We start from the raw sequence: 19,711 nt of genomic DNA, 5'->3' as shown, positions 1-19,711 counted from the left end.
CTTTCTGCTCTTCCTGAAATTGCTTGAACTATGGTATATTGGACGTACAGGCGAGACCTTTTTGGTTATTTAGAAAGTATAAGTCTGAGGGCGCATAAGAAAAACTGGGGCAGCAGCCTTCGTCAAGGACTCGGCGCCAGCCGAGTTTTTCTAAGGCGGCAGAGCTATAAACTTACGTTTTGTGTTTAACCTAAGCGTGGGGAGATGGTATTGATGATTCTTTCGGGGCGGGAAATTAAGAACAAGCTGGGCCAAGAGATAGTGATCGAGCCTTTCAATGAGAAACAGCTTAATCCCAACAGTTATAACCTGCGCCTTCATAACGAACTGCTCGTCTATGAGGAACCCGTTTTGGATATGAAGAAAGAAAATAAAACGCGTAAGCTTATTATTCCGCCTGAAGGATTAATGCTGGAAACAGGCAGGCTTTATCTAGGACGGACGCTGGAGTATACCCAAACAGACCGCTATGTACCTATGCTTGAGGGCAGGTCGTCCGTAGGCAGGCTTGGGCTCTTTATCCATGTAACCGCAGGGTTTGGAGATGTAGGCTTTAGCGGGTACTGGACCCTGGAGATCTTCTGTGTGCAGCCGATAAGGGTGTATCCCGGGGTGGAGATCTGCCAGATCTATTACCATGCTATCGAAGGAGAGTATGATCGCTACTTAAGCGGCAAATATCAAAACAATCAGGGAATACAGCCCAGTATGCTATATAAGGATTTTTTGAAGTAGGATGGAGTATTTGAGTACCGCCATATTGTTGGACGGTTTTACAAGCTGGTCAGCGCGCACGGCCCCACGGCGCATTTGCCGCAGACATCACACAGACCCAAGTCCGGAAAAGAGGCGTCAACCTCTAACAAATTCCGGTAGCATTTTTGCTTATCTAAGCCGAGCTCGGTCAAAGCTTTGGTCGGACAATGATCTACACAGAAACTGCACTTCCCCGTTTTATAGTAGAGGCAAAACTCGTCTGATGGACGAGGGCTGGCAGGAATTTCCGTGGAAGTGACAACGCTTCCTGTACGTCCGGCACAGCCGGAGGGAGTGATAAGCATGTGGTGAAGCCCGAAAGTGCCGAGGCCTGCGACATAGGCTGCACTCTTATGGGACCAGGCTGCAGTCAAGTCAGAGGGGTTGAAATTGTGGGTAGCTTTTTGCGTGACAGCTTTAAAATTTTGAGCTGTCAATTTTTCTATAAGCGCCGAGCTGATTTCCGCAATTAGCTCATTAGTTTCGATGTAGGCCACAGCCCATTCCCGGGCCACTTGCGTGTGGGCGCGCTGGGCCTTTACAATTTCCTTAGCAAAAGGAAGGAAAAAGGAGATAACTGTTTTCCCTTCCGGCAGCATCTCCAGGGGATGAAGATGATGAGGCCCGATGATTTTTTTCATCTCAGTAAAAAGCGGGTCTTTAGTTGAGGCGAAACCTACCAAAGGTTTGCGGTAACGGGTGACTGTGGGCGCGTTTTCAACGATGGAACCGATTTTGTTTTCGATGGTGCGGGCAAGATTTTCTTTATTGAACTTCTCCATGAGTTGCCTCCATTAATTTCCGCATGAGTTTTTTTCTACATAATTACTTCGTTGTCCAAGGCATTTTCCCTGCCCGAATTAAATACCGGCTGTGCTATAATGAACAAGTGACATCCTCGATTTACGATCTAAGCGGATACCGGAAAGCTCTGCAAGCTGCCGTATGAATCGTAAGAAGAGGAAGTAAAAAATATAAGAGTGTGAGAGATATATAAAGGGGCCGTTGAAAGGATGTACAGACTAGATGATTTGAATCCGGTGCAGCGGGAAGCTGTTCTACATAAGGATGGGCCGCTCTTGATTTTAGCGGGGGCAGGGTCAGGCAAGACTCGCGTGCTCACGTACAGGATTGCGCATTTGATTGCCCAAGGTGTGGAGCCGTGGGAGATCTTAGCGATTACTTTTAGCAATAAAGCGGCCAAAGAAATGCGCGGCAGAGTCGAGGCATTGGTAGGGAGCGAAGGCCGGGGGCTGTGGGTGGCAACTTTCCATGCGGCCTGTGTTCGTATTCTCAGGCGGGAGATTGATAATTTGCCCGGGTATACCCGCAGTTTTGCCATTTATGACACTTCTGACCAGCAGTCAGTTCTCAAATCCTGCCTCAAAGAATTGAATTTTGATGAGAAGAAATTCCCGGTACGGGGAGTGGCTTCGGTAATCAGCGATGCCAAAAATAAGCTCTTAGACCCGGATGGGTTTGATAAGCAAGCCTCTGACTATTTTCAGAATCAGGTCGCCAAAGTCTATGCACTGTATCACAAGAAGTTAAAAAGCTGCAATGCCCTGGACTTCGATGACATTATCATGCTCACGGTACGGCTCTTCAGACAGAAGCCAGAGGTACTCCGTTATTACCAGGAGAAGTTCCGCTATATTCTTATTGACGAATACCAGGATACGAACCACGCGCAGTATGTCTTGGTCAAGCTTTTAGCCGAACGCTACCGCAACCTCTGTGTTGTGGGGGATGATGACCAGTCTGTCTATATGTGGAGGGGAGCGGATGTCCAGAATATCCTGGATTTCGAGCGGGATTACCCCGAGGCCAAAGTATTAAAGCTCGAGCAGAATTATCGCTCTACCAAGCTCATCCTGGATGCGGCTAATGCCGTAGTGCACAACAACTCGGAGCGCAAGGAAAAATCCCTGTGGACGGAAAACCCGCAAGGGCAAAACTTAGTCTGCTATACAGCGTATGATGAGCACGATGAATCTCGCTTTATCGCGGAACGCATCCGGCGTTTGCGAGAGGTGGAAGGGCGGCCCTATAACGATTTTGCCGTGCTCTACCGCACAAATGGCCAGTCCCGGGTAGTGGAAGAGCGCCTCATGAAAGATGGAATACCCTACCGCATTTTTTCCGGACTTAAGTTCTATGAGCGCATGGAGATTAAGGATATCCTGGCTTATGTGCGCGTTCTGCATAATCCGGCTGATGAAGTGAATTTTGCCCGCATTCTTAATGTGCCCAAACGGGGCTTGGGGGAAAGCAGCCAGGCTAAAATCCTGGAATACGCGCACGAACAGGGCATGCCGATCTTGGATGCGATATTGGAAGCAGAGTACATTCCGGATTTGCAGCCGCGGGCGCAGAAACCCCTCCTGGCTTTTGCCCATATAATGCAGGAACTCAGGGAACTAGTGGCCCAAGACCCTTCAGTAACGCGGATAGTGGAAGGGATACTTGAGAAAACGGGTTACCGCTTGATGTTTGAGAATGAAAAAAGCCTGGAAGCTGAGGCGCGTCTGGAAAACTTACAGGAGTTTCTGTCTGTGACTGCGGAATATGATGAGAAAAGTGCGGCCGGCGAAGAAGCTGGTCTGGAAGAATGGGAAACTGCGGCTCAAGGTTTGGCAGGGTTTTTGGAGCAGGTGGCCTTGGTAACAGACCTGGACCAACTGGATCAAGGGGAAGCTGCTGTGGTCTTAATGACTATGCACAGTGCCAAAGGCCTGGAATTTCCAGTGGTCTTTGTCATCGGCCTCGAGGAAGGGATTTTCCCCAGCAGCCGTTCCCAGCTTGAGCCTGTGCTGTTAGAGGAAGAGCGGCGGCTTTGTTATGTGGCGATTACCAGAGCCAAGGAGAAGGTTTATCTGTCCTATGCCGGACAGAGGATGCTTTACGGCAAGACTCAGTATAACCAGGCATCTCGTTTTCTGGATGAAATTCCTCCGCAGCTGTTAAGTGAGCAGGACCCCATTGACCCACCGCTGAGGAAAAAACCTGGATCTGGGTCTCAGCGTTCTATCGCTTCAAGCACATCTAACCCTTTGGGTGCGGGTACAGGAGAATCTGCTTATGGGTCAGCGTTCGCTCGTGATGGGCGCAGACATTCCCGGGGAGGGGGGACTCCTCTGGTCGAGCGTACGCCAGAGGAATACCGGGTTGGAGACAAGGTTGAACATGAGAAGTTTGGCCGGGGTGTGGTAGTCAGTGTTAAAGGAGAAGGGGGCCAGGCCATGCTCACCGTGGCTTTTGACGGGCAACTGAAACAGCTGATTGCGGAATACGCCAAGCTTGTTAAGCTATAACAATCCATGGAAGAAAAGCCCTAATTACGGGTAAACTACTAATATGCGCTGCGTCGGAATGCGGGCATGTGGAGAGAGCCACTGGCATGTGAATTTTGGAATGACCAATAAAGAAGGAGGGACTAGCGTGCAGGTTGAGCACGAGCGCTTGGCAAAATTGAGGCATATGATCGAAGAAGCCAATGAACGCTACTACGTCCTCGATCAACCGACTATGACTGACGCCGAGTATGATTCCTTAATGCGCGAACTCTTGGACATAGAGCATAAGCATCCGGAATGGGTCACCCCGGATTCCCCTTCCCAACGGGTTGGCGGGTTTGTGGCCAAGGAATTTCCGAAGGTGCGCCACCTGGAGCCCTTGCTCAGTTTGGATAATGCCTTTGACGCCGGGGATTTGCGGGAGTTTGACCGCAGAGTACGGTCAGCGGCCGGTCCGGTCGAATATGTGGTCGAACTAAAAATAGACGGCCTCACTGTGGCTTTGAGCTATGAGAACGGGCTTTTAGTACGGGGAGCGACCAGGGGGGACGGGGAAATGGGGGAAGAGATCACGGCCAATGTCAAAACCATCCCTACCATACCCCTGCGCCTGAAAGAAACGGTTCTCCGGCTTGATGTGCGGGGAGAGGGGTATATGCCCAAGGCTTCCTTCGCCAAGCTCAACCAGGAGCGCGAAGAAGAAGGCCAGCCCACTTTTGCCAATCCCCGCAATGCCGCCGCCGGTTCCCTGCGCCAGCTTAATTCCCGAATTAGCGCCCAGCGCAAGCTGGATTATTTTACGTATCAAATGCTGGGAGCGGAAGAACCGGAGGTCAGGAGCCAGACCGACGTACTTGCTTACCTAAAGCAGCAGGGCTTTCCGGTAAACCCGGAATACAAAGTTTTTCAGAATATCGAAGAGTTGATTTCCTATTGTGAAGGGATGGCAGAAGCACGCCACCGTTTTCCGTATGACATTGACGGGCTCGTCATTAAAGTGAACGATTTGGCACAGCAAAGAGAGCTCGGTTTCACCGCCAAGAGCCCGCGCTGGGCTATTGCCTATAAATTTCCGGCCGAACAAGTTGAGACTGTGGTTGAAGACATTATTGTGCGGGTCGGGCGTACAGGAGTGTTGACTCCAACGGCCGTCCTTATTCCGGTGCCGGTGGCCGGGTCTACCGTGAGCCGGGCAACTCTGCATAATATGGATAACATTCGGGACAAAGACGTGCGCATCGGTGACCACGTTATCTTACATAAAGCGGGGGATGTTATTCCGGAAATCGTACGCACTCTGCCGGAGAAACGCAGCGGCCGGGAGAAAGTCTTTGACATGCCTGAGCGCTGTCCGGAATGCAGTAGTCCTGTTGTACGGGAAGAAGGGGAAGCAGCCCACCGCTGTACCAGTATCACCTGTCCGGCGCAGCAGCGGGAAGCGGTGATTCACTTTGTCGCGCGCGATGCCATGAATATTGACGGGCTGGGTCCGGCAGTGATCCAGCAGCTCCTTGAAGCCGGAGTTATTAAAGATGCGGCTGACCTATATGCCTTGAAGTTTGAAGACATCATCGACCTGGAGCGGATGGGCAAGAAGTCCGCGGAGAACCTGCTTCAAGCAATCGCGGATAGTAAAGAGCGGGGGCTTGCTCCCTTGATTTTTGCGCTCGGAATTCGGCATGTTGGAGAAAAAGCCGGGAAGATTCTGGCCAAGAAATTTGGCTCGATGGAGAGACTGCAGGAGGCCACTGCTGATGAACTGCAGGGGATTCCGGACATCGGCCCGGCCATGGCTGAGAGCATTGCGCACTTTTTCCGGCAGGAAAGTACAAAGGATTTTCTGGCTAAGCTGGATCGAGCCGGGGTAAAAATGACCGCCGCCGAGTCAAGTCGCCCCAGTATTTTTGACGGGCAGAGCATTGTGGTGACCGGGTCCTTGCAGCGCTGGGACCGCCAGCAAATCGAAGACCTGATCGAAGCTTACGGCGGCAAAGCGGCAGGCAGCGTGAGCAAGAAAACGGCTTTTGTGGTAGCCGGGGACAAAGCGGGTTCCAAGCTGGCCAAAGCCAAAGAACTGGATATTCCGGTACTGACCGAGGAAGAATTCGCGCGGTTGCTCGAAGAAAAAGCATAAAGATAAGAGGCGGAGTTAGCTCACGCCTCTTATTTAATCTGGTCAATAATAGCACTGATTCAAAAACAAAGCCCTTGCTCGTGGTGCGAGTCAAGGGCTTTGTTGGCTTTTCGGAAGAATTCTTGCTAAGCTAGCCGATCGCTTGGCTACTTAGGAAAATGCTCTCTGACTTGTGAGGGAGATAGTAAAAGCCTTGGCTTACGTCTTTGCTTACGACGTCTTGGACAGCAGACAACGGGGGCTCATGTTTGCCCACAAAGATGTCTGCTTCTTTTAGCCAGGCCTGGGTAAAGGGATTGATTACAATTAAGTTGGAGTTGCCCCAGAGAGACTGGGCTTTAGGAGACAATTCTTTGGAAGGGGTGAGTACCTGCCAAACCTCAAGCAATTGCGTTCCTTCAGAGGATAACGACTCACTGATGAAGTGGAGACGGCCTAACTGCTCAATAAAGCAGGCATCGCGCCAAAACTTGAGGGGGTAATCTACAAAAACACGTACAGGATTAGGGATGTTCCCTTCATAACTCCTGGCGAAATTAGCTAGACATTCAAGGAAGGTTATGACACGGGGGAGGTAGTCACAGGCTGCAAAATACACTCCCGGTTCGGACGGTTCCGCAATCCAGCGCATATCGGTAGCATAGGGATCGACTGGGATGATGGGGGTTTCCGTGTGCTCCTGCCAGATGCGTTTAGCCGAATCAGTCAGTACAATATTGATCCTATTTTCACCACAGAACTCGCGGGATTGCAGGAGCGACCAGATCAAGCGGGTCTTGCCCACCCCGGCCGCGCCCAAGACGAGATGATTGCCCGAAAGGAAATCTGTAAAGGGACTAATTTGCTGCTCCACAGGCATTACTTCCTTTCCTTAATTTTTTCCGCATCTTATTCAATTGTCTTGGAACTCGAAAAATAGGATCTTTCACTATTATTCTAATTCTGCATCCGCTTCTTGTTTCCTTCTCCGGCGAAAAAAACATGTGAGAAGTAATATTTATTTACTGAAGTCAGCTTATTTAACAGAACATATGTTCGAATAAGCTTAGATGTTTTATAATGAGAGATGGAACAAGAATATGAGATTTTTTAATAATAGCTGATGTCGCATTAGTAATTAAGGGAAGGAGGTAAAAAGCATGAGTGAGGAACAATCTGTCTACCGCGGGTGGAAGATCCGAGAGGCAAGACTGAGGGCGGCGATCGGCACGCAAAAAGAATTGGCTCTGCGCACCGGTCTAGCCCCCAATATTATAAGCGATCTGGAGCGCGGGCGCCGGAATGTTAGCCCGGCTTGGGCCATGCGCATTGCAGAGGCGGTCGGAGTCAAGCCGGATGATCTGCTTAACTTTTAATCAAGGGTAGTGGGATATAATTACCAACTGTTCCCAAAAGTATTGACTCAACTGAGAAAGGAGCCTATACTGAAAACGGAACATATGTTCTACTTAAAGAAGGAGGAGGTGAAAGAAATGGCTGTTTCTGCCAGCGCCAGGGAATCTGTTTTAGTGGTGACTTACCAAACCGGGCTTAGCGCAACCGGGTCTCCCATTCTACGCCAACGGAGTTTCCCCAATGTCAAGTCAAGCGCCCTTGACCAGGACGTGTTTGACGTAGCCCAGGCTCTCTATGGCCTACAGGAATATCCTGTAACCGGAGTGCGCCGGGACAACCGCTTCGAGCTGATCGAGACGGTCTAACGGGAGCTCACGCAAAGGATCTAACACTAAGAACCTAACGGATTAAGCCAAATGAGAGACGTTAGATTCTAAAGGACGAATTTTTCAAGGAAAGGAGGAGAGAAGATGGCTACGACTGTCACAAAAGTTCTGCGCTTGACTTTTACCAATTCCCTCGGAGGCGCGGTAAGCATCACCTTGCCCCAACCCAAAGCGGATCTTACCGCACCGCAAATCGAAGCGGTCATGGATCAGATCATTGCCAAGAAAATTTTTACCGGGGCCGGTGGAGACTATGTCTCGAAGCGTGACGTCAAGAAGTCGCGCCCAAATTGGACTGATAATTATCCCCGATATCAACATTAAAAAATAGCTTCATTTCACCTGTTTTCTTAACTCGTATCTCAGAGATAAACGATCGTAATAACTCGATCTGCTCTTTGTCATAGAGCTCATCGAAATTATTAAAAACGCTCAATGCTTCAGCTACTAGGTCTACATCAATTAGGTTTTGAGACGCGATAGTGAGCTTACTTGTTAATTCTTGCTCTCTAATATCCAAATGCTCTAACTCTTGTTCAAGATCATGCTTTTTATTATTTAGCTCGGTTATATCCCATCCCCCAGCCATATAAAGGTCAAGAAGTTTACTCTTTTTTGAAAGTACTTTTGAACGATCTTCTTTACATTGATTAACTTGCGCTTCAATGGCTTCGATATTATCTTTCTTTGTATTTTCATTAAGCATCTGGCTCAGAACCTGCGGATTACCGGCGACGCTTTTCAAAATAGATAATATCTGTTCATGGATAACGCCCATCTTATGCCGAGCTCTGCAGGTTTTAAGTGCATCCCTATGAAGATATGAATAATAGGTTTTTTTACTACCACTGGCCAGCGTATTTACAGAGCCGTGTGATTGAAATTTTCTACCGCATTCATCGCAGACTAAGAGTCCGATCAACAAATATTTTGGTTCCCACAAGGCCTGGATTTCACCTCTCTCTTTCGCAATTTCTTGAGCCTTATAGTATTGACTGCGAGTAATGTATGACCCGTGATCTGGAACCCACTTCATTTTATGCCGGATAGTTTCACCTAAAATCGTTTGCTCAAATTCTCCAATACACACGGGATTGCTTATAATATCGGATATTCTTCTCTGAGTGAAATTACCGCCTTTTTTAGATTTATATCCCTTGCTGTTAAGATACCTTGCGACGGCATTAAATCCAAACGAAGAGCTGTATTTATCAAAGATTATCCTTGATATTTCGACCTCCCTAGGTACTGTATACCATTCTTGCGTTTCTCTATTTATCTCAACTCCAAAGGCTGTAGTAGAACCGAAATAAATGCCCGCATGATGGGCCTCGCGTCTTCCTCTTGCTGTAGTTCGCTTAATTTTCTTTTTATCACGATTGGCGATTAGGTTCAGAAGATCAGCCATAAAACGTTCTTCTTCATTGCTAAGATTAACTTCAGAAGTTGGAGTTACAAGTTTAATGCTTAGCTTGGCTAATGAATCGGCAAGATGCACCCAGTCAATTTGTTCTAGCCTTGAAAGGCGATCCTGCTCTAATACCAATACGCGGGAAAAGCATCCTCTTTTAGCATCCCGCATAAGGCGATCAAGATCTTCTCTGTCAATATCTCCGCCACTCTCTCCAAGATCAGAGTAATAATCGAATATCTCCCAGCCCATTTTTTGAGCGTGCTCTGTCATAGCTCTTTTCTGTACAGATGGAGAATAATTATCTTTCTGGCGCTTGGTTGAAACGCGAATATAAATTGCAACTTTAGTCATTTTTCCTCCGCGTGAACATTAAGTTTATTCAAAATTCTTAAAGACACCAAAAGGTTCAAAATATATAGTGTACATATTATTCACGGTCATGAACAGACCGTGAATTTTTTTATAATAGCTGATTGACCAATCGAAAAATGATTCGGTAATGCCAAGATATTCTGCAAACTCATATCTGTTCTGAGCTCCGGATTCAAAAGCCTGGGTGATACTTTCAAGGGGGACTATCTTCCTGGCTGCCCAGCGCCTGGCACGATTCTCCTGCTTAAGAATTGAGACTCTATCCGTGTTTGCGGAGAGTAGATTTCCTGAAGACGTGTAGTAATGACCGAGTTCTTCAGCCAGGACGCAGGTTTCTTCTGCTTGGGTTATTATATCGTTGCTAAGCGCGATGGTCGGGGGGAGATCCTCGGGAGCGTAATATACTGCCTTAATTCTTACGGGCAATTCGCTTTTGACCAGATTAATGCCTTTACCTACAGCTTCTTGCTGTAATTCTTCTAATTTAATCATTCCGGCTTGTCCTCTTTTTTAGCAAATTGTTTTCTATATGCTTCAATAAAGGCCCGCACTGCTGCTTGCTCTTCCGGAGTAAGGTTATCATTGTAGCCGTCTATTTTATGAGCGGCGAGAGTAAATATGCGGGAATCGTTGTCGCTTGAGTTAACTCTTTCCTTTACCCTACTAAGAGCGTCCAATAGATCTTTCTTAAACTCAATTGTTACGGGGAACTCCTTGAGAAGCCCTACCATTTCTAAAGGCTCTAAATCCAGCGGAACGTCCCAATATTCTTTTTTGAGAGGTTCAAGTTCAATATCTAAGATTTCAGCTATATTATCAGGAAAGTATGGTCGACTTCTATCTGTTTTAGCCAAAAATTTAATTACGTCTTCTATCTCCTTATCGAAGCCGTTAATTATAAAATCAGTGGTTACTCCGAAATAGTCTGCAACTTTTTGGACTTTGTCGACCGATGGGGAGTTTTTATCCCAGTTATAGATAGCGCCATTACCAAACCCAAATTCTTTCTCTAGTTTAGGAATGGACGTATTACGCTGCTTACAAAGAGACCTAATATTTTCTACAATACTCATTAAGCATACCCCTTACTTCAAACTAAAATTTTAGGAAATAACCCATTGACTAACCTAAAATTTTAGGTTATCATTATCTCAACAGCTTAGGTATAGGCAAATAAGGCAATAAAAAACCAAGGACTTCGAAAACCTATTAAAAAATCGTCCCCAAACGACTTTTAATTGGTTTATTTGCTGTACTCAATATTAGAATATTTTCAGTGGTTTGTCAACATCTAAGCTGTATAATTTACTAATTTATTCCACGGAAAGGAGGGGACAAGATGTCATTGATGGGCAATATCAAAACACTTTGTAAGCAACACAAGACTTCTATTCCTAAGCTTGAAAGAGCAACAGGAATTGGCCGCGGATCTATTTATAAGTGGGAGAAAAGCTCCCCGACAATAGAGAGGCTTCAAAAAGTTGCTGAATACTTCAACGTGTCGATTGAGTTCCTGCTGTTTGGAACAGAAAACGCTGACCGTGAACCATTCAATAAACAATCTGTGCTCAAGCTTGCTAAAGATAACTGTGTTAGCATTGGTCAGGTTATCACGGTCTTAGATGAAGTTAAAACAGCTATCTTGGATGAAATGACGGTTTAGTAATTGAGGGGTGGTATAAATGTTGATGATAACAAGGCAAGAACTTGAATGGTTAGACAGAATAGAGAAGGTCTTGGAGTTACCAGGTGGCAGATTGAAAAAAGCTATTATACGTCAAAGAATGCTTGTATGCCTAGACGCTGTGTTTCCTCCTAATGAGTGTGAGTTCAATAAATCTGATAAAAATCCGAGAAGAAAAAGGCACAGCCAAAAAGAGGATGTGTTGAAATGAATGAGTTACAGGTTTTTAACAACGAATCATTCGGTCAGGTCAGAACAGTAGAGGACAACGGGGAATTGAAATTTTTAGCAACTGATATCGCTAAAGCACTGGGGTACAGGAACCCACATGACGCTATTCTGAAGCATTGCCGGTGGGTAGCGAAACGCGAGGTACCTCATCCGCAAAGTCCAGACAAGGAAATTGAAGTCAATGTAATCCCCAAAGGTGATGTATATAGACTGATTGCAAATTCTGAACTACCCGGGGCTGAAAAGTTTGAGTCTTGGATATTTGATGAAGTTGTTCCTTCAGTAGTTGATCACGGTGCCTATATCACGAACAGAGCCAATCCTGAAATGCTCCGTAAGAAGGCAGACGAGATCGAAAGCATGTCTGCCCTGAATGAGGCCGCAAAGATTATCCTGCCGGTACTTGAGGAAGCAGGGCTAAAACCGCAATACAGAGCCATCGCTCTCAAACAAATCTATCGTAAGGGTGGCATGGACCTTCCGATCGAGGAAATGAAAGCAGAAAGAGAACTGTTTGACCTCACGTATATTGCGAAAGCTGTAGGTATTTACTCCACAAATGATAAACCTCACGGGCAAGTAGCAGGGATTATTATACGGCGTTTAGATATCAAAGATGATGAAAAAGAAATTGTTACGTTTGAAAAGAACGGTCACTCTGGAACTGCTACTCAATACACAAAAAGCGTCATTGAAAAAGTTCGTAAGTGGGTAGAAGACAACGGATACCCTGGTGTAATAGCGTTCGTAGATAGTACAGGGAAGGACAAGAAGTTTACAGTAACTTACAAAAGCATCCCAACAAAACCGGAGGACGCTTAAATGACTGAATATCACTGCGAATACTGTCAATTTCCAAAAGACCTTTGGAGTCCAGCTCTTAAAACCTATCACGGTGACGAATGTAAGCTTTACGATAGTTTTTCATCGCTTATTGAAGACGGCATAACCCCTCAAGAATTAACCATGGTAGCCCAAGTAGAACTCCCAAAAGAGTTTTCCAATATCCCCGACATTGACATGACAGTCAAGGAGCTTGTGCAGATCGTTATTGATTGTGGGGTGATAAGGGAAGGAGGGGAACGGCGATGTCAGAATCCATAGAAAAAAATCTGGATAGCGCTACAATTACGCCCACGGGTGTTGGTTCAGACGCATGGGAGCTTATTAAGTATCACGCGCAGATTCGTTCGGAATTACCTAAATTACTTGCTCAACTAGTCCAAAAAGGTAAGCAAGAAGATGCTCTCAGGCTTTTAACTGGATGGGGAACTCGTGAGATAAAGAACTCACAGATTTGGAAGGAGGCGAAATCACTCTTAGAAACAGCCTAGTTAGAAAGGAGGCCCACTCCATGTCAACAACCCTCAAATTTCCGTCCATTGAGGACCGTACCCGTATTCATTCCCTCATCAACAGCTACGCCCACGGTAAATGCAGCCGCAACGACATGATGCACTGGATCGCCTACATCATCCAAAAATATCCCAATATCCAGCGCATGCCGATCTTCGGGTACTCCGTCAGGATTCTGCAGTACTACAAAGACCTGCCGATCATCAGCATCGAAGGAGCCGGAATTGCAGATAAGTGCCCTGGATGCGGAGCTGGAACAAAGTTAGCTAAGTACTTACGCACCGAAAAGGAAAACTTCGACCGTGATTACGACATAGTTAGCCTAACGTGTTTGGAATGCGGTTGCGTGTACATGTCAAAGGGTGTCAATGGCAGAGTAGAAGAAAGCTATCTTTAGGAGAGGAGGTACTGGCATGAAAGAGTTGGTGGTCATAGGCGGGGTATTGGTTCTCTATTTTGCTTCGGTTGAGGTTGGGAAGCTGCTAGGCAAGAGAATGATTCATCTAATCAAAAAATAGGTCATCCAGCGTGTAGACATCGGCCTCATCCTGGCAATACCAAATTACGAACAGCGCAAACAGACGCTCAGCGAGTATTACGAGCGGCTGAGGCGCAAGCGGATAGCTTAGAGGGAAAGGAGGCGAGAAAGCATGAAAACAGGGCAACTTATACCGCGCAAATATCTAAGCCAGTACAGCACAGAGCAAGGGCGATTTACTTCCAGGTGGTGGATGTGGTTAGGAAGAGTGTTCTTCCACAGGATCCAAAAATCCTTATAATAGAACACCCTTCCAGCGAGACTAGCCTATTTTTCTAAAGTTTGTCCCATTGCATCTTGGGCATGGCGGTAGGGTATCAGTGTTGTCATCCAGTCTTATAATTTGGCCGCATTTAGTGCACTGATAACTTCCTTTACCTGGTTTTTCGCCAGTACTTGGCATAAGAGGCACCTCCCTTCGTCAAAAGATGATAGTCTGGACAACTACCATTTCGACGCGAAAGAGGAAAACCCTGTCAAAAAGTGAGGTGATATCGGTGGCAGAACAAACCCCTAAATCCCCGCTAGAATCCTGGCTCGAAAAGTGGGGTATCAACCTGGACTGGGAAGCAAAGGCAGCCCTTCGTGAAGCTGTGCATGCCATGGTTACGGCGGAACCGGAACGCAAGACCCTTGAGGTGTGCTCGAACTGCATGATCGAAGTTGAAATTCCGGCTTACCGCGCGTCACTCTGCCCGGAGTGCGGAGAGCGCATCCTGCCATGCAACGAGTGCCAGGCAGCATGCGACTGGATGGAGGAGAGTGGCTGCTCGAGATTCCCCAGGTAGGAGAGAAAGGAGAATAAAGATATGAACATCAAGAACCTCCTTCGCACCGCGCTCCGCGCGCTGATCGGCGACCAGCGCATCCAGGAGAGCGTCCGCCGGATCCGCGAGGAGCGGTATGGCCGGCACTGGAACGCGACGTATTTTGCCGCCGGGCGGACGATACGCCGGGAGCCGAAGCGGTGGCCGGTGTAGGTGGACAAGCATCTAAGGGAGGTAGAAGCCAGTATGACAAACTATGAGCTGATTAAGAGCATGTCTATTGAGGAGATGGCAGTTACTATTATGTGCCCCAATGAAATGGGCTTAGCAGATATCGAGTGCACAAAATCCGATACTGCTAATTGCTACGAATGCTGCCTTAATTGGCTGAAACAAGAAGAGGTTAAATGATGACAAACTATGCCGAAATCGCCGATTATTTTGAACGGTCGCTTGGCGATGCGAAGATACCTCCGCCTTTTGCCGGGGCTATCAAGGCCATGAAGATAAGGCCCGATCTATGCGCTAGGATACCAGGGTTTGACGATACGGTTTTCAGTATCATTGAAGATTTCTTAAATGCTGGTGGGGCGCCTGTAGATTTAGACTATTTTATACATGCGGTTGCTCTTTTAGAAAATCGGAGGTGATAAGCCAAAATGCATAAATGGTGCAACTACTACGGCTGCTGGTGCTCAGATGCTAAGGACATAACGGATGGTCTTGGTGACTGTGATTACAATTGCCAGGATTGTGATTATTGCGAAGAAATAAAGCCGGGAATGAGGTGAAAGCTTAATGCAAAGAGAAACACCGCCAGCAAACCTTAAAGCGCTTGAGATGTACTTAGCAGAACTCGAAAAGCTCCAAGGCAAAGCAATAGCCAAGCGGGCCAAGGAGATTGCCAAAATCGAAAAAAGAACAGCCGTCCTGAGTGACTACGAAACCGAGGACGAAATCCAGGAAGCTTACGGCTGGGAAGCTATCACAGCCAAGGAACGAGATCAATTGATGGATGACCTCAAGGCTGCAAAGGCCGCAGGACAAAGTGCATTAGATGAACCTACAATGCTAACTGAGTATTTACGGATGCTCCGGAATGACATCAGGCAAATGGTGACTGAGATTGCTGAGTTGAAGGAGGAAGAAACGAGTTGACCAGGTTCGAACGAATCAAGGCTATGTCAATCGCGGAAGTAGCAGAACAGATTATTAGCCGAGATATTACAGACAAATATTGCAAGAGCGACTGTAGCGTAGCTGACAACTTTGTATGCGAGGGAAATAAAGAGTTGCAATGCTGTATCAGATGGCTTAAGGAGGATGAACTCAATGCTCCGCAAACTCCTTGAATCCTGACTTAGCAAGCTCACGGACCGCGAATTCCGCGAGATCATGGAGCTCACGACTTTAGACATCATGGTCAATCGCGTGGGCTATAAGCAGAGGACAAGCCCCGGCGAAGCGGTCGAGATCGCGGTGAGATGTTGGATTGTGATGCAGAGAGTGGCGTAGGGAGGGGAGGTGAGTTGTAATGGTAAGCAAAGTCATTCGATATGCCAGCGATAAGCAAGCTGCAAAAGGTGGGCGTGAAACATACGTTTTTTATTTCCACCCGTTGAAGTTAAAAATAAACTTGCCGCGCTTCATTGGTAGAGTATTTTGGAGTAAAGCCTAACACTGATACGATGCAAAGGAGAATAAGGAGGCAACAACCATGCAACATCGCACATGCCCACACTGCGGGCAAACATTCCATTCCTCTGCTCAAGAATTGGACTGGACCTGCCCGAACTGCGGCTACACAATTCCCGTAAAACAAAACGGTCCGCTGACTCTGCAAAGCCAAACGGACCTAGAAAAAATTACTCTTGACAATAGTATAGCATACTCGACCGAAAATATACCATATCATAACCAGATCGTCCTAGACAGCTTCAGTGGGACGGTCCGGGATTTCCGGATTTACCTCAAAGCCATACGCCGGTTCCTATGGGCCGGAGTTATTGCCCCTTAAAGAGAGGAGACGAAAACAGATGAAAGCTACAGGCATAATTCGTCGCATTGACGATCTTGGAAGAATTGTTATCGCTAAAGAGCTTCGGCGCACCCTGGGGATTGAAGAAGGCGATCCACTTGAGGCCTTTACTCAGGACGATCAAATCATCCTCAAGAAATATCAGCCCGGTTGTGTGCTTTGTGGTAATGTCGAGCATCTTGTAGAGATCAGAGGGAAGCAGGTTTGCCGAGAGTGCATTGATTCATTGGCAGCCAGGAGGGATCGGTGACGATGACCAAAAGTGAACGCCAGAAGCGCCAACAATGCCGGGATAGCGGCTGCCGGTATTATGCCCAAGCATGCGAAGTTTTCCACGGCGCTGAGTGCAAGCAGCTGGGCGGGAACAAGATTCCGCGGATGAGGTACTACGAAAAAGGGCGGCCTGACTTTGTGCCCGAGAGGCCGTTGGGGAGTTTGATGAAGCCACATTTTCTGCAGGCGTGAAGGATGAGGATGCTGAGCGCGTTCCTCCTGGCTCTGGCCTTGTTGGCCTCAAGCCTGGTTCCAGTCCATGGACAAGCCTTTGCTCCGGAGTCTAAGGAGAAACCGATAGCGGCTCCAGTAGTACGGGATAGCCCGCACCAGATCAGCCGGGGCGCGCCGCAGATCGAGCGCCGGGTGATGGAATGCACTGGTTACACAGACGGCAAAGAGTCAACAGGCAAAACACCTGCAGATCCAGCTTATGGGCAAACAGCAAGTCAAACCAAAACCGAAGAGTGGTACACGGTGGCTGCCGGTCCTGAGCTTCCATTTGGAACTAAAGTTTATATTCCTTACTTCAAGGACAAGCCTAACCGCGGAATCTTTGTTGTTGAAGATAGGGGAGTCGGGAGCGGGCACATGGATATTTACCTTGGCGATCCGTCGGTGGATGAGACGGCGGTAATACGAGCGTTGGAGTTTGGCCGGAGGCAACTAGAGGTTTGGATTCTACAATAGGAGGTCGTATGCAAAAGCACTATCGCCAATATGAAGACCGGATATGTGTTAATTGTGGCAAGGCGTTCATTGCCCGAAAAGATCAAAAACAAAAATTCTGCTCACACGGATGTTATTCAATGTCTTTGATAAAGCCAGTTGAGGAAAGATTTATGTCCAATGTACAAAAGACAGATAGTTGCTGGATATGGACAGGCCACAAAGCAAACGGCGGATACGGTATTTTCCATGCTAATCACAAATCTTATATTGCTCACAGATTTTATTATGCGCTGCATCATGGTCCTATTCCCGAACACATCAAAGCCTGTCATAAATGTGATAACCCCGCATGCGTGAATCCGGATCATATCTTTCTTGGAACTCAATCGGAAAATCTTCGTGATGCCGTAATGAAGGGTAGGAGAAACATGTTAGGCGAAGATAATCCATTTTCAAAATTAACCGAGGACAATGTTTTGAGTTTAAGAAGATTATACGCAAATGGAATAACCAAAGCAGAATTGGCAAGAAGATTTCAATTAAGCAAAACTCATGTTGGTAGAATTATCAGCCGAGAAGTTTGGGCACATATTTGACATCTTGGAGAGAGCCGGGAGAATGCGCTGGAATTTGGGGTGCAGGAGATGGAGGAGTGTGGATTATACGGTGAAAAGGATATTCGTCTCTCACCCTTTTAGGGGTAATGAGACTGAGAACTTCCGCGAGGTTACGGTAATCTGCCGGCGCTTGATGAAAATAGGGATTATGCCTATAAGCCCACTGCATGCTTTCAGTTTTATGCACGAGCATGCGCCAGGGGAAAGAGAAACCGCGCTTAGATTTGGGAGAGAACTTATGGAGCAAAACGCTCATGAACACTGGTTATTCGGCGCGTGGGAGAGGTCAGATGGTTGCGGGGACGAACTAAGATGGGCTCATGAACTGATCATTCCTGTTCGGATTGTCTGTAGTTGACTGGGATGGGGATTATCCCATCCTCGAAGGCCCAGCACCGGAGTGCCTCAGAGAAGCCAGGAGGCCCCTATCCATGAAGGCCCGCTTTATTGAACTCTGGCAGAACGTCAAGCGTGAAGGCGTCCAGGACTTGCTTAACTGGCTGGAGACTACCGATTTTTATACGGCACCCTGCAGCACAAAGTATCACTTATCCCGGGAAGACGGCTTATTGGAGCACTCGCTAAACGTCTTTGATTGTCTGGCAAAAAGGGAAGCAGTAAACATTGAATCCGCCACTATAACAGCCTTATCTCACGACTTCTGCAAGATAAACTTCTATACCCAAGAAATGCGAAATGTCAAAGAGAATGGTGTATGGGTCCAAAAACCTTTCTACACCATCAAAGACCAATTTCCCTATGGACATGGCGAAAAGTCGGCTCTGTTGCCTTTAATCGTTATGTAAAACTCAAAACCAGTGAATTCATGGCTATTCGGAGGCGGTCTTGGGGGGCTTTACTCCGGGTATTCAAGACTATTCCATGATTCAGGCCATGGGAGAGGCATTCAGAAAGTATCCGCTGGCAGTTTTACTCCACATGGCGGACCTGGAAGCAACTTATATCCTTGAGAATCAAGAAAGGATGGGGACATTTTGAGTATTAAAATCAACAAGCTTGAAATTGAAAACGTTAAGCGAGTCAAGGCCGTAAAAATCGAGCCTTCTGCTAATGGCTTAACGATAGTTGGCGGTAAAAACAACCAGGGGAAAACTTCTGTACTTGATTCTATTGCCTGGGCCTTAGGCGGAGAGAAGTATCGCCCTTCTGAGGCGCAACGTGCCGGCTCCGTGATTCCACCGACATTACACATTGTAATGTCAAACGGCCTGGTTGTTGAGCGTAAGGGCAAAAACAGTGATCTCAAAGTTATCGATCCAAATGGCCAGAAGGGCGGTCAGCAGCTCCTTAATGAATTCGTGGAGCAGGTGCAGCCTCTGATCTTCCCAAGTTTATGCAAGCCAGCCCCAAAGAAAAGGCTAATACTCTTCTGCAGATTATTGGCGTAGGTGGACGGCTTCGAACTAGATCATAAAGAGCAGGAAGTTTATAACCGCCGTACAACAATTGGCCAAATTGCTGATCAAAAGAAGAAGTTTGCCAAAGAGCAACCGTATTATCCGGATGCGCCGAAAGAACCTGTTTCAGCATCAGAGCTGATTAGGCAACAGCAGGATATCCTTGCGAGGAATGGCGAGAACCAGCGGAAACGGCAGAACTTGCAGTACCTTCAGGGCGAGGCTGATCGTATAAAGAGACAGATAGATGATCTATTAGAAAAGCAGACGCTAATCCTGGCTGATTTAGAAATGGCTCAGAAGTCTGCCCTTGATCTGCACGACGAATCCACAGAAGAACTGGAAAACAATATCAAGAATATTGAAGAGATCAATATTAAGGTTCGAGCCAATCTCGATAAAGACAAAGCCGAGGATGATTCAC

At 47.2% G+C, this 19,711-nt stretch carries 33 protein-coding genes and 1 pseudogene; 28 read left to right on the top strand and 6 right to left on the bottom strand.

The genetic code is table 11. The annotated features are described in order from the left end of the window. Positions 1-213 precede the first annotated feature (213 nt). Complete coding sequence (gene dcd, locus ACYQ2N_RS02425; RefSeq protein ID WP_459997338.1) at positions 214-735, top strand: dCTP deaminase; 522 nt, start codon at positions 214-216, stop codon at positions 733-735. 38 nt (positions 736-773) lie between these two features. Here dcd and ACYQ2N_RS02420 read toward each other — a convergent pair whose 3' ends face one another. Continuing rightward, positions 774-1,538, bottom strand: a complete 765-nt coding sequence (locus ACYQ2N_RS02420; protein WP_459997337.1) for a 4Fe-4S binding protein — start codon at positions 1,536-1,538, stop codon at positions 774-776. Between the two features lie 231 nt (positions 1,539-1,769). Here ACYQ2N_RS02420 and pcrA point away from each other — a divergent pair, with 231 nt between their 5' ends. Together pcrA and ligA are read left to right on the top strand one after the other, a co-directional pair. Beyond that, positions 1,770-4,070, top strand: a complete 2,301-nt coding sequence (pcrA, locus tag ACYQ2N_RS02415; protein ID WP_459997336.1) for a DNA helicase PcrA — start codon at positions 1,770-1,772, stop codon at positions 4,068-4,070. A 100-nt stretch (positions 4,071-4,170) separates the two neighbouring features. Then, positions 4,171-6,186 carry an NAD-dependent DNA ligase LigA gene (gene ligA, locus ACYQ2N_RS02410; RefSeq protein WP_459997335.1) on the top strand — a complete coding sequence of 672 codons (2,016 nt, stop codon included), beginning with the start codon at positions 4,171-4,173 and terminating at the stop codon, positions 6,184-6,186. A gap of 130 nt (positions 6,187-6,316) precedes the next feature. Here the strand turns inward: ligA and ACYQ2N_RS02405 are convergent, their stop codons facing one another. Beyond that, entirely contained in the window at positions 6,317-7,039 is a 723-nt protein-coding gene (locus tag ACYQ2N_RS02405; RefSeq protein WP_459997334.1) for a hypothetical protein, read from the bottom strand. Between the two features lie 286 nt (positions 7,040-7,325). Between ACYQ2N_RS02405 and ACYQ2N_RS02400 the strand changes: the two genes are divergently transcribed. The 3 genes from ACYQ2N_RS02400 (at position 7,326) to ACYQ2N_RS02390 (ending at position 8,231) form a co-directional block, all read left to right on the top strand. Then, positions 7,326-7,541 (top strand): helix-turn-helix domain-containing protein, encoded by a 216-nt coding sequence (locus tag ACYQ2N_RS02400; protein ID WP_459997333.1) that lies wholly within the window; start codon positions 7,326-7,328, stop codon positions 7,539-7,541. 117 nt (positions 7,542-7,658) lie between these two features. Beyond that, complete coding sequence (locus ACYQ2N_RS02395; RefSeq protein WP_459997332.1) at positions 7,659-7,886, top strand: DUF1659 domain-containing protein; 228 nt, start codon at positions 7,659-7,661, stop codon at positions 7,884-7,886. Positions 7,887-7,991: 105 nt separating this feature from the next. Next, positions 7,992-8,231 (top strand): DUF2922 domain-containing protein, encoded by a 240-nt coding sequence (locus ACYQ2N_RS02390; protein WP_459997331.1) that lies wholly within the window; start codon positions 7,992-7,994, stop codon positions 8,229-8,231. On the opposite strand, the gene ACYQ2N_RS02385 is transcribed toward ACYQ2N_RS02390, so the two are convergent. Genes ACYQ2N_RS02385 through ACYQ2N_RS02375 form a run of 3 tightly spaced genes read right to left on the bottom strand, consistent with a single transcriptional unit; the run spans position 8,179 to position 10,766 of the window. Beyond that, positions 8,179-9,672, bottom strand: a complete 1,494-nt coding sequence (locus tag ACYQ2N_RS02385; RefSeq protein WP_459997330.1) for a recombinase family protein — start codon at positions 9,670-9,672, stop codon at positions 8,179-8,181. The genes ACYQ2N_RS02390 and ACYQ2N_RS02385 overlap by 53 nt on opposite strands. A gap of 24 nt (positions 9,673-9,696) precedes the next feature. After that, the gene (locus tag ACYQ2N_RS02380; protein WP_459997329.1) at positions 9,697-10,185 is read right to left on the bottom strand and encodes an ImmA/IrrE family metallo-endopeptidase; all 489 of its coding nucleotides are present in this window, start codon (positions 10,183-10,185) and stop codon (positions 9,697-9,699) included. Further along, positions 10,182-10,766 (bottom strand): helix-turn-helix domain-containing protein, encoded by a 585-nt coding sequence (locus ACYQ2N_RS02375; RefSeq protein WP_459997328.1) that lies wholly within the window; start codon positions 10,764-10,766, stop codon positions 10,182-10,184. The genes ACYQ2N_RS02380 and ACYQ2N_RS02375 overlap by 4 nt, the downstream gene beginning before the upstream one ends. 266 nt (positions 10,767-11,032) lie before the next feature. On the opposite strand from ACYQ2N_RS02375, the gene ACYQ2N_RS02370 reads away from it, so the two are divergent. The 6 genes from ACYQ2N_RS02370 to ACYQ2N_RS02345 are packed head-to-tail and all read left to right on the top strand — an operon-like array spanning position 11,033 to position 13,361. After that, entirely contained in the window at positions 11,033-11,356 is a 324-nt protein-coding gene (locus ACYQ2N_RS02370) for a helix-turn-helix domain-containing protein (protein ID WP_459997327.1), read from the top strand. 19 nt (positions 11,357-11,375) lie between these two features. Further along, a complete protein-coding gene (locus tag ACYQ2N_RS02365; RefSeq protein ID WP_459997326.1) occupies positions 11,376-11,588 on the top strand; it encodes a hypothetical protein in 213 nt (70 codons plus the stop codon). After that, positions 11,585-12,430, top strand: coding sequence for a BRO-N domain-containing protein (locus tag ACYQ2N_RS02360; RefSeq protein WP_459997325.1), 846 nt, complete (start codon positions 11,585-11,587; stop codon positions 12,428-12,430). The genes ACYQ2N_RS02365 and ACYQ2N_RS02360 overlap by 4 nt, the downstream gene beginning before the upstream one ends. After that, on the top strand, positions 12,431-12,712 hold the full coding sequence (locus tag ACYQ2N_RS02355) for a hypothetical protein (RefSeq protein ID WP_459997324.1): 282 nt from the start codon (positions 12,431-12,433) through the stop codon (positions 12,710-12,712). Continuing rightward, positions 12,697-12,942 (top strand): hypothetical protein, encoded by a 246-nt coding sequence (locus tag ACYQ2N_RS02350; protein WP_459997323.1) that lies wholly within the window; start codon positions 12,697-12,699, stop codon positions 12,940-12,942. The genes ACYQ2N_RS02355 and ACYQ2N_RS02350 overlap by 16 nt, the downstream gene beginning before the upstream one ends. Before the next feature lie 20 nt (positions 12,943-12,962). Next, positions 12,963-13,361 (top strand): hypothetical protein, encoded by a 399-nt coding sequence (locus ACYQ2N_RS02345; RefSeq protein WP_459997322.1) that lies wholly within the window; start codon positions 12,963-12,965, stop codon positions 13,359-13,361. Between the two features lie 403 nt (positions 13,362-13,764). On the opposite strand, the gene ACYQ2N_RS02340 is transcribed toward ACYQ2N_RS02345, so the two are convergent. Beyond that, the gene (locus ACYQ2N_RS02340; protein ID WP_459996780.1) at positions 13,765-13,905 is read right to left on the bottom strand and encodes a zinc ribbon-containing protein; all 141 of its coding nucleotides are present in this window, start codon (positions 13,903-13,905) and stop codon (positions 13,765-13,767) included. 94 nt (positions 13,906-13,999) lie between these two features. Here ACYQ2N_RS02340 and ACYQ2N_RS02335 point away from each other — a divergent pair, with 94 nt between their 5' ends. The 16 genes and pseudogenes from ACYQ2N_RS02335 to ACYQ2N_RS02260 all read left to right on the top strand — a co-directional run. Then, positions 14,000-14,290 (top strand): Rpo12/RPC10 RNA polymerase subunit family protein, encoded by a 291-nt coding sequence (locus ACYQ2N_RS02335; RefSeq protein ID WP_459996779.1) that lies wholly within the window; start codon positions 14,000-14,002, stop codon positions 14,288-14,290. Between the two features lie 21 nt (positions 14,291-14,311). After that, positions 14,312-14,482, top strand: coding sequence for a hypothetical protein (locus tag ACYQ2N_RS02330; RefSeq protein ID WP_459996777.1), 171 nt, complete (start codon positions 14,312-14,314; stop codon positions 14,480-14,482). A gap of 33 nt (positions 14,483-14,515) precedes the next feature. Then, complete coding sequence (locus ACYQ2N_RS02325) at positions 14,516-14,680, top strand: hypothetical protein (RefSeq protein ID WP_459996774.1); 165 nt, start codon at positions 14,516-14,518, stop codon at positions 14,678-14,680. After that, positions 14,680-14,919 carry a hypothetical protein gene (locus ACYQ2N_RS02320; protein WP_459996772.1) on the top strand — a complete coding sequence of 80 codons (240 nt, stop codon included), beginning with the start codon at positions 14,680-14,682 and terminating at the stop codon, positions 14,917-14,919. The genes ACYQ2N_RS02325 and ACYQ2N_RS02320 overlap by 1 nt, the downstream gene beginning before the upstream one ends. A 148-nt stretch (positions 14,920-15,067) precedes the next feature. Next, positions 15,068-15,427 (top strand): hypothetical protein, encoded by a 360-nt coding sequence (locus ACYQ2N_RS02315; protein ID WP_459996770.1) that lies wholly within the window; start codon positions 15,068-15,070, stop codon positions 15,425-15,427. Next, positions 15,424-15,621, top strand: coding sequence for a hypothetical protein (locus ACYQ2N_RS02310; protein ID WP_459996768.1), 198 nt, complete (start codon positions 15,424-15,426; stop codon positions 15,619-15,621). Before ACYQ2N_RS02315 ends, ACYQ2N_RS02310 begins: the two co-directional genes overlap by 4 nt. Before the next feature lie 182 nt (positions 15,622-15,803). Further along, complete coding sequence (locus tag ACYQ2N_RS02305) at positions 15,804-15,947, top strand: hypothetical protein (RefSeq protein WP_459996766.1); 144 nt, start codon at positions 15,804-15,806, stop codon at positions 15,945-15,947. 39 nt (positions 15,948-15,986) lie between these two features. Further along, complete coding sequence (locus ACYQ2N_RS02300) at positions 15,987-16,286, top strand: CpXC domain-containing protein (RefSeq protein ID WP_459996764.1); 300 nt, start codon at positions 15,987-15,989, stop codon at positions 16,284-16,286. 19 nt (positions 16,287-16,305) lie between these two features. After that, positions 16,306-16,557: an AbrB/MazE/SpoVT family DNA-binding domain-containing protein gene (locus ACYQ2N_RS02295; protein WP_459996762.1), complete on the top strand. Its 252-nt coding sequence runs from the start codon at positions 16,306-16,308 to the stop codon at positions 16,555-16,557. A gap of 2 nt (positions 16,558-16,559) precedes the next feature. Next, positions 16,560-16,772, top strand: a complete 213-nt coding sequence (locus ACYQ2N_RS02290; protein WP_459996761.1) for a hypothetical protein — start codon at positions 16,560-16,562, stop codon at positions 16,770-16,772. A gap of 9 nt (positions 16,773-16,781) precedes the next feature. Further along, positions 16,782-17,270 (top strand): 3D domain-containing protein, encoded by a 489-nt coding sequence (locus ACYQ2N_RS02285; protein WP_459996759.1) that lies wholly within the window; start codon positions 16,782-16,784, stop codon positions 17,268-17,270. An 8-nt stretch (positions 17,271-17,278) separates the two neighbouring features. Then, a complete protein-coding gene (locus ACYQ2N_RS02280; protein ID WP_459996757.1) occupies positions 17,279-17,848 on the top strand; it encodes an HNH endonuclease in 570 nt (189 codons plus the stop codon). A 58-nt stretch (positions 17,849-17,906) separates the two neighbouring features. Further along, on the top strand, positions 17,907-18,227 hold the full coding sequence (locus tag ACYQ2N_RS02275) for a DUF7768 domain-containing protein (protein WP_459997321.1): 321 nt from the start codon (positions 17,907-17,909) through the stop codon (positions 18,225-18,227). A gap of 73 nt (positions 18,228-18,300) precedes the next feature. Beyond that, positions 18,301-18,675 carry a hypothetical protein gene (locus tag ACYQ2N_RS02270; RefSeq protein WP_459997320.1) on the top strand — a complete coding sequence of 125 codons (375 nt, stop codon included), beginning with the start codon at positions 18,301-18,303 and terminating at the stop codon, positions 18,673-18,675. A gap of 40 nt (positions 18,676-18,715) precedes the next feature. After that, positions 18,716-18,868 carry a hypothetical protein gene (locus ACYQ2N_RS02265; RefSeq protein ID WP_459997319.1) on the top strand — a complete coding sequence of 51 codons (153 nt, stop codon included), beginning with the start codon at positions 18,716-18,718 and terminating at the stop codon, positions 18,866-18,868. Then, positions 18,865-19,711: pseudogene (locus tag ACYQ2N_RS02260) on the top strand (AAA family ATPase); the annotation flags it as partial. The gene ACYQ2N_RS02265 and the pseudogene ACYQ2N_RS02260, both read left to right, overlap by 4 nt.

It is taken from the genome of Paradesulfitobacterium aromaticivorans (genome assembly GCF_054657415.1).
This window is presented reverse-complemented; position numbering and strand designations above follow the sequence as displayed.

Coding starts and splice junctions, on each gene's coding strand:
- dcd (WP_459997338.1), top strand. CDS start 214: ATGATTCTTTCGGGGCGGGAAATTAAGAACAAGCTGGGCCAAGAGATA.
- ACYQ2N_RS02305 (WP_459996766.1), top strand. CDS start 15,804: ATGGTAAGCAAAGTCATTCGATATGCCAGCGATAAGCAAGCTGCAAAA.
- ACYQ2N_RS02320 (WP_459996772.1), top strand. CDS start 14,680: ATGACAAACTATGCCGAAATCGCCGATTATTTTGAACGGTCGCTTGGC.
- ACYQ2N_RS02270 (WP_459997320.1), top strand. CDS start 18,301: ATGAAGGCCCGCTTTATTGAACTCTGGCAGAACGTCAAGCGTGAAGGC.
- ACYQ2N_RS02380 (WP_459997329.1), bottom strand. CDS start 10,185: ATGATTAAATTAGAAGAATTACAGCAAGAAGCTGTAGGTAAAGGCATT.
- ligA (WP_459997335.1), top strand. CDS start 4,171: ATGACCAATAAAGAAGGAGGGACTAGCGTGCAGGTTGAGCACGAGCGC.
- ACYQ2N_RS02340 (WP_459996780.1), bottom strand. CDS start 13,905: ATGCCAAGTACTGGCGAAAAACCAGGTAAAGGAAGTTATCAGTGCACT.
- ACYQ2N_RS02385 (WP_459997330.1), bottom strand. CDS start 9,672: ATGACTAAAGTTGCAATTTATATTCGCGTTTCAACCAAGCGCCAGAAA.
- ACYQ2N_RS02300 (WP_459996764.1), top strand. CDS start 15,987: ATGCAACATCGCACATGCCCACACTGCGGGCAAACATTCCATTCCTCT.
- ACYQ2N_RS02350 (WP_459997323.1), top strand. CDS start 12,697: ATGTCAGAATCCATAGAAAAAAATCTGGATAGCGCTACAATTACGCCC.
- ACYQ2N_RS02315 (WP_459996770.1), top strand. CDS start 15,068: ATGCAAAGAGAAACACCGCCAGCAAACCTTAAAGCGCTTGAGATGTAC.
- ACYQ2N_RS02360 (WP_459997325.1), top strand. CDS start 11,585: ATGAATGAGTTACAGGTTTTTAACAACGAATCATTCGGTCAGGTCAGA.
- ACYQ2N_RS02280 (WP_459996757.1), top strand. CDS start 17,279: ATGCAAAAGCACTATCGCCAATATGAAGACCGGATATGTGTTAATTGT.
- ACYQ2N_RS02420 (WP_459997337.1), bottom strand. CDS start 1,538: ATGGAGAAGTTCAATAAAGAAAATCTTGCCCGCACCATCGAAAACAAA.
- pcrA (WP_459997336.1), top strand. CDS start 1,770: ATGTACAGACTAGATGATTTGAATCCGGTGCAGCGGGAAGCTGTTCTA.
- ACYQ2N_RS02325 (WP_459996774.1), top strand. CDS start 14,516: ATGACAAACTATGAGCTGATTAAGAGCATGTCTATTGAGGAGATGGCA.
- ACYQ2N_RS02355 (WP_459997324.1), top strand. CDS start 12,431: ATGACTGAATATCACTGCGAATACTGTCAATTTCCAAAAGACCTTTGG.
- ACYQ2N_RS02345 (WP_459997322.1), top strand. CDS start 12,963: ATGTCAACAACCCTCAAATTTCCGTCCATTGAGGACCGTACCCGTATT.
- ACYQ2N_RS02375 (WP_459997328.1), bottom strand. CDS start 10,766: ATGAGTATTGTAGAAAATATTAGGTCTCTTTGTAAGCAGCGTAATACG.
- ACYQ2N_RS02390 (WP_459997331.1), top strand. CDS start 7,992: ATGGCTACGACTGTCACAAAAGTTCTGCGCTTGACTTTTACCAATTCC.
- ACYQ2N_RS02295 (WP_459996762.1), top strand. CDS start 16,306: ATGAAAGCTACAGGCATAATTCGTCGCATTGACGATCTTGGAAGAATT.
- ACYQ2N_RS02395 (WP_459997332.1), top strand. CDS start 7,659: ATGGCTGTTTCTGCCAGCGCCAGGGAATCTGTTTTAGTGGTGACTTAC.
- ACYQ2N_RS02330 (WP_459996777.1), top strand. CDS start 14,312: ATGAACATCAAGAACCTCCTTCGCACCGCGCTCCGCGCGCTGATCGGC.
- ACYQ2N_RS02370 (WP_459997327.1), top strand. CDS start 11,033: ATGTCATTGATGGGCAATATCAAAACACTTTGTAAGCAACACAAGACT.
- ACYQ2N_RS02285 (WP_459996759.1), top strand. CDS start 16,782: ATGCTGAGCGCGTTCCTCCTGGCTCTGGCCTTGTTGGCCTCAAGCCTG.
- ACYQ2N_RS02365 (WP_459997326.1), top strand. CDS start 11,376: ATGTTGATGATAACAAGGCAAGAACTTGAATGGTTAGACAGAATAGAG.
- ACYQ2N_RS02400 (WP_459997333.1), top strand. CDS start 7,326: ATGAGTGAGGAACAATCTGTCTACCGCGGGTGGAAGATCCGAGAGGCA.
- ACYQ2N_RS02290 (WP_459996761.1), top strand. CDS start 16,560: ATGACCAAAAGTGAACGCCAGAAGCGCCAACAATGCCGGGATAGCGGC.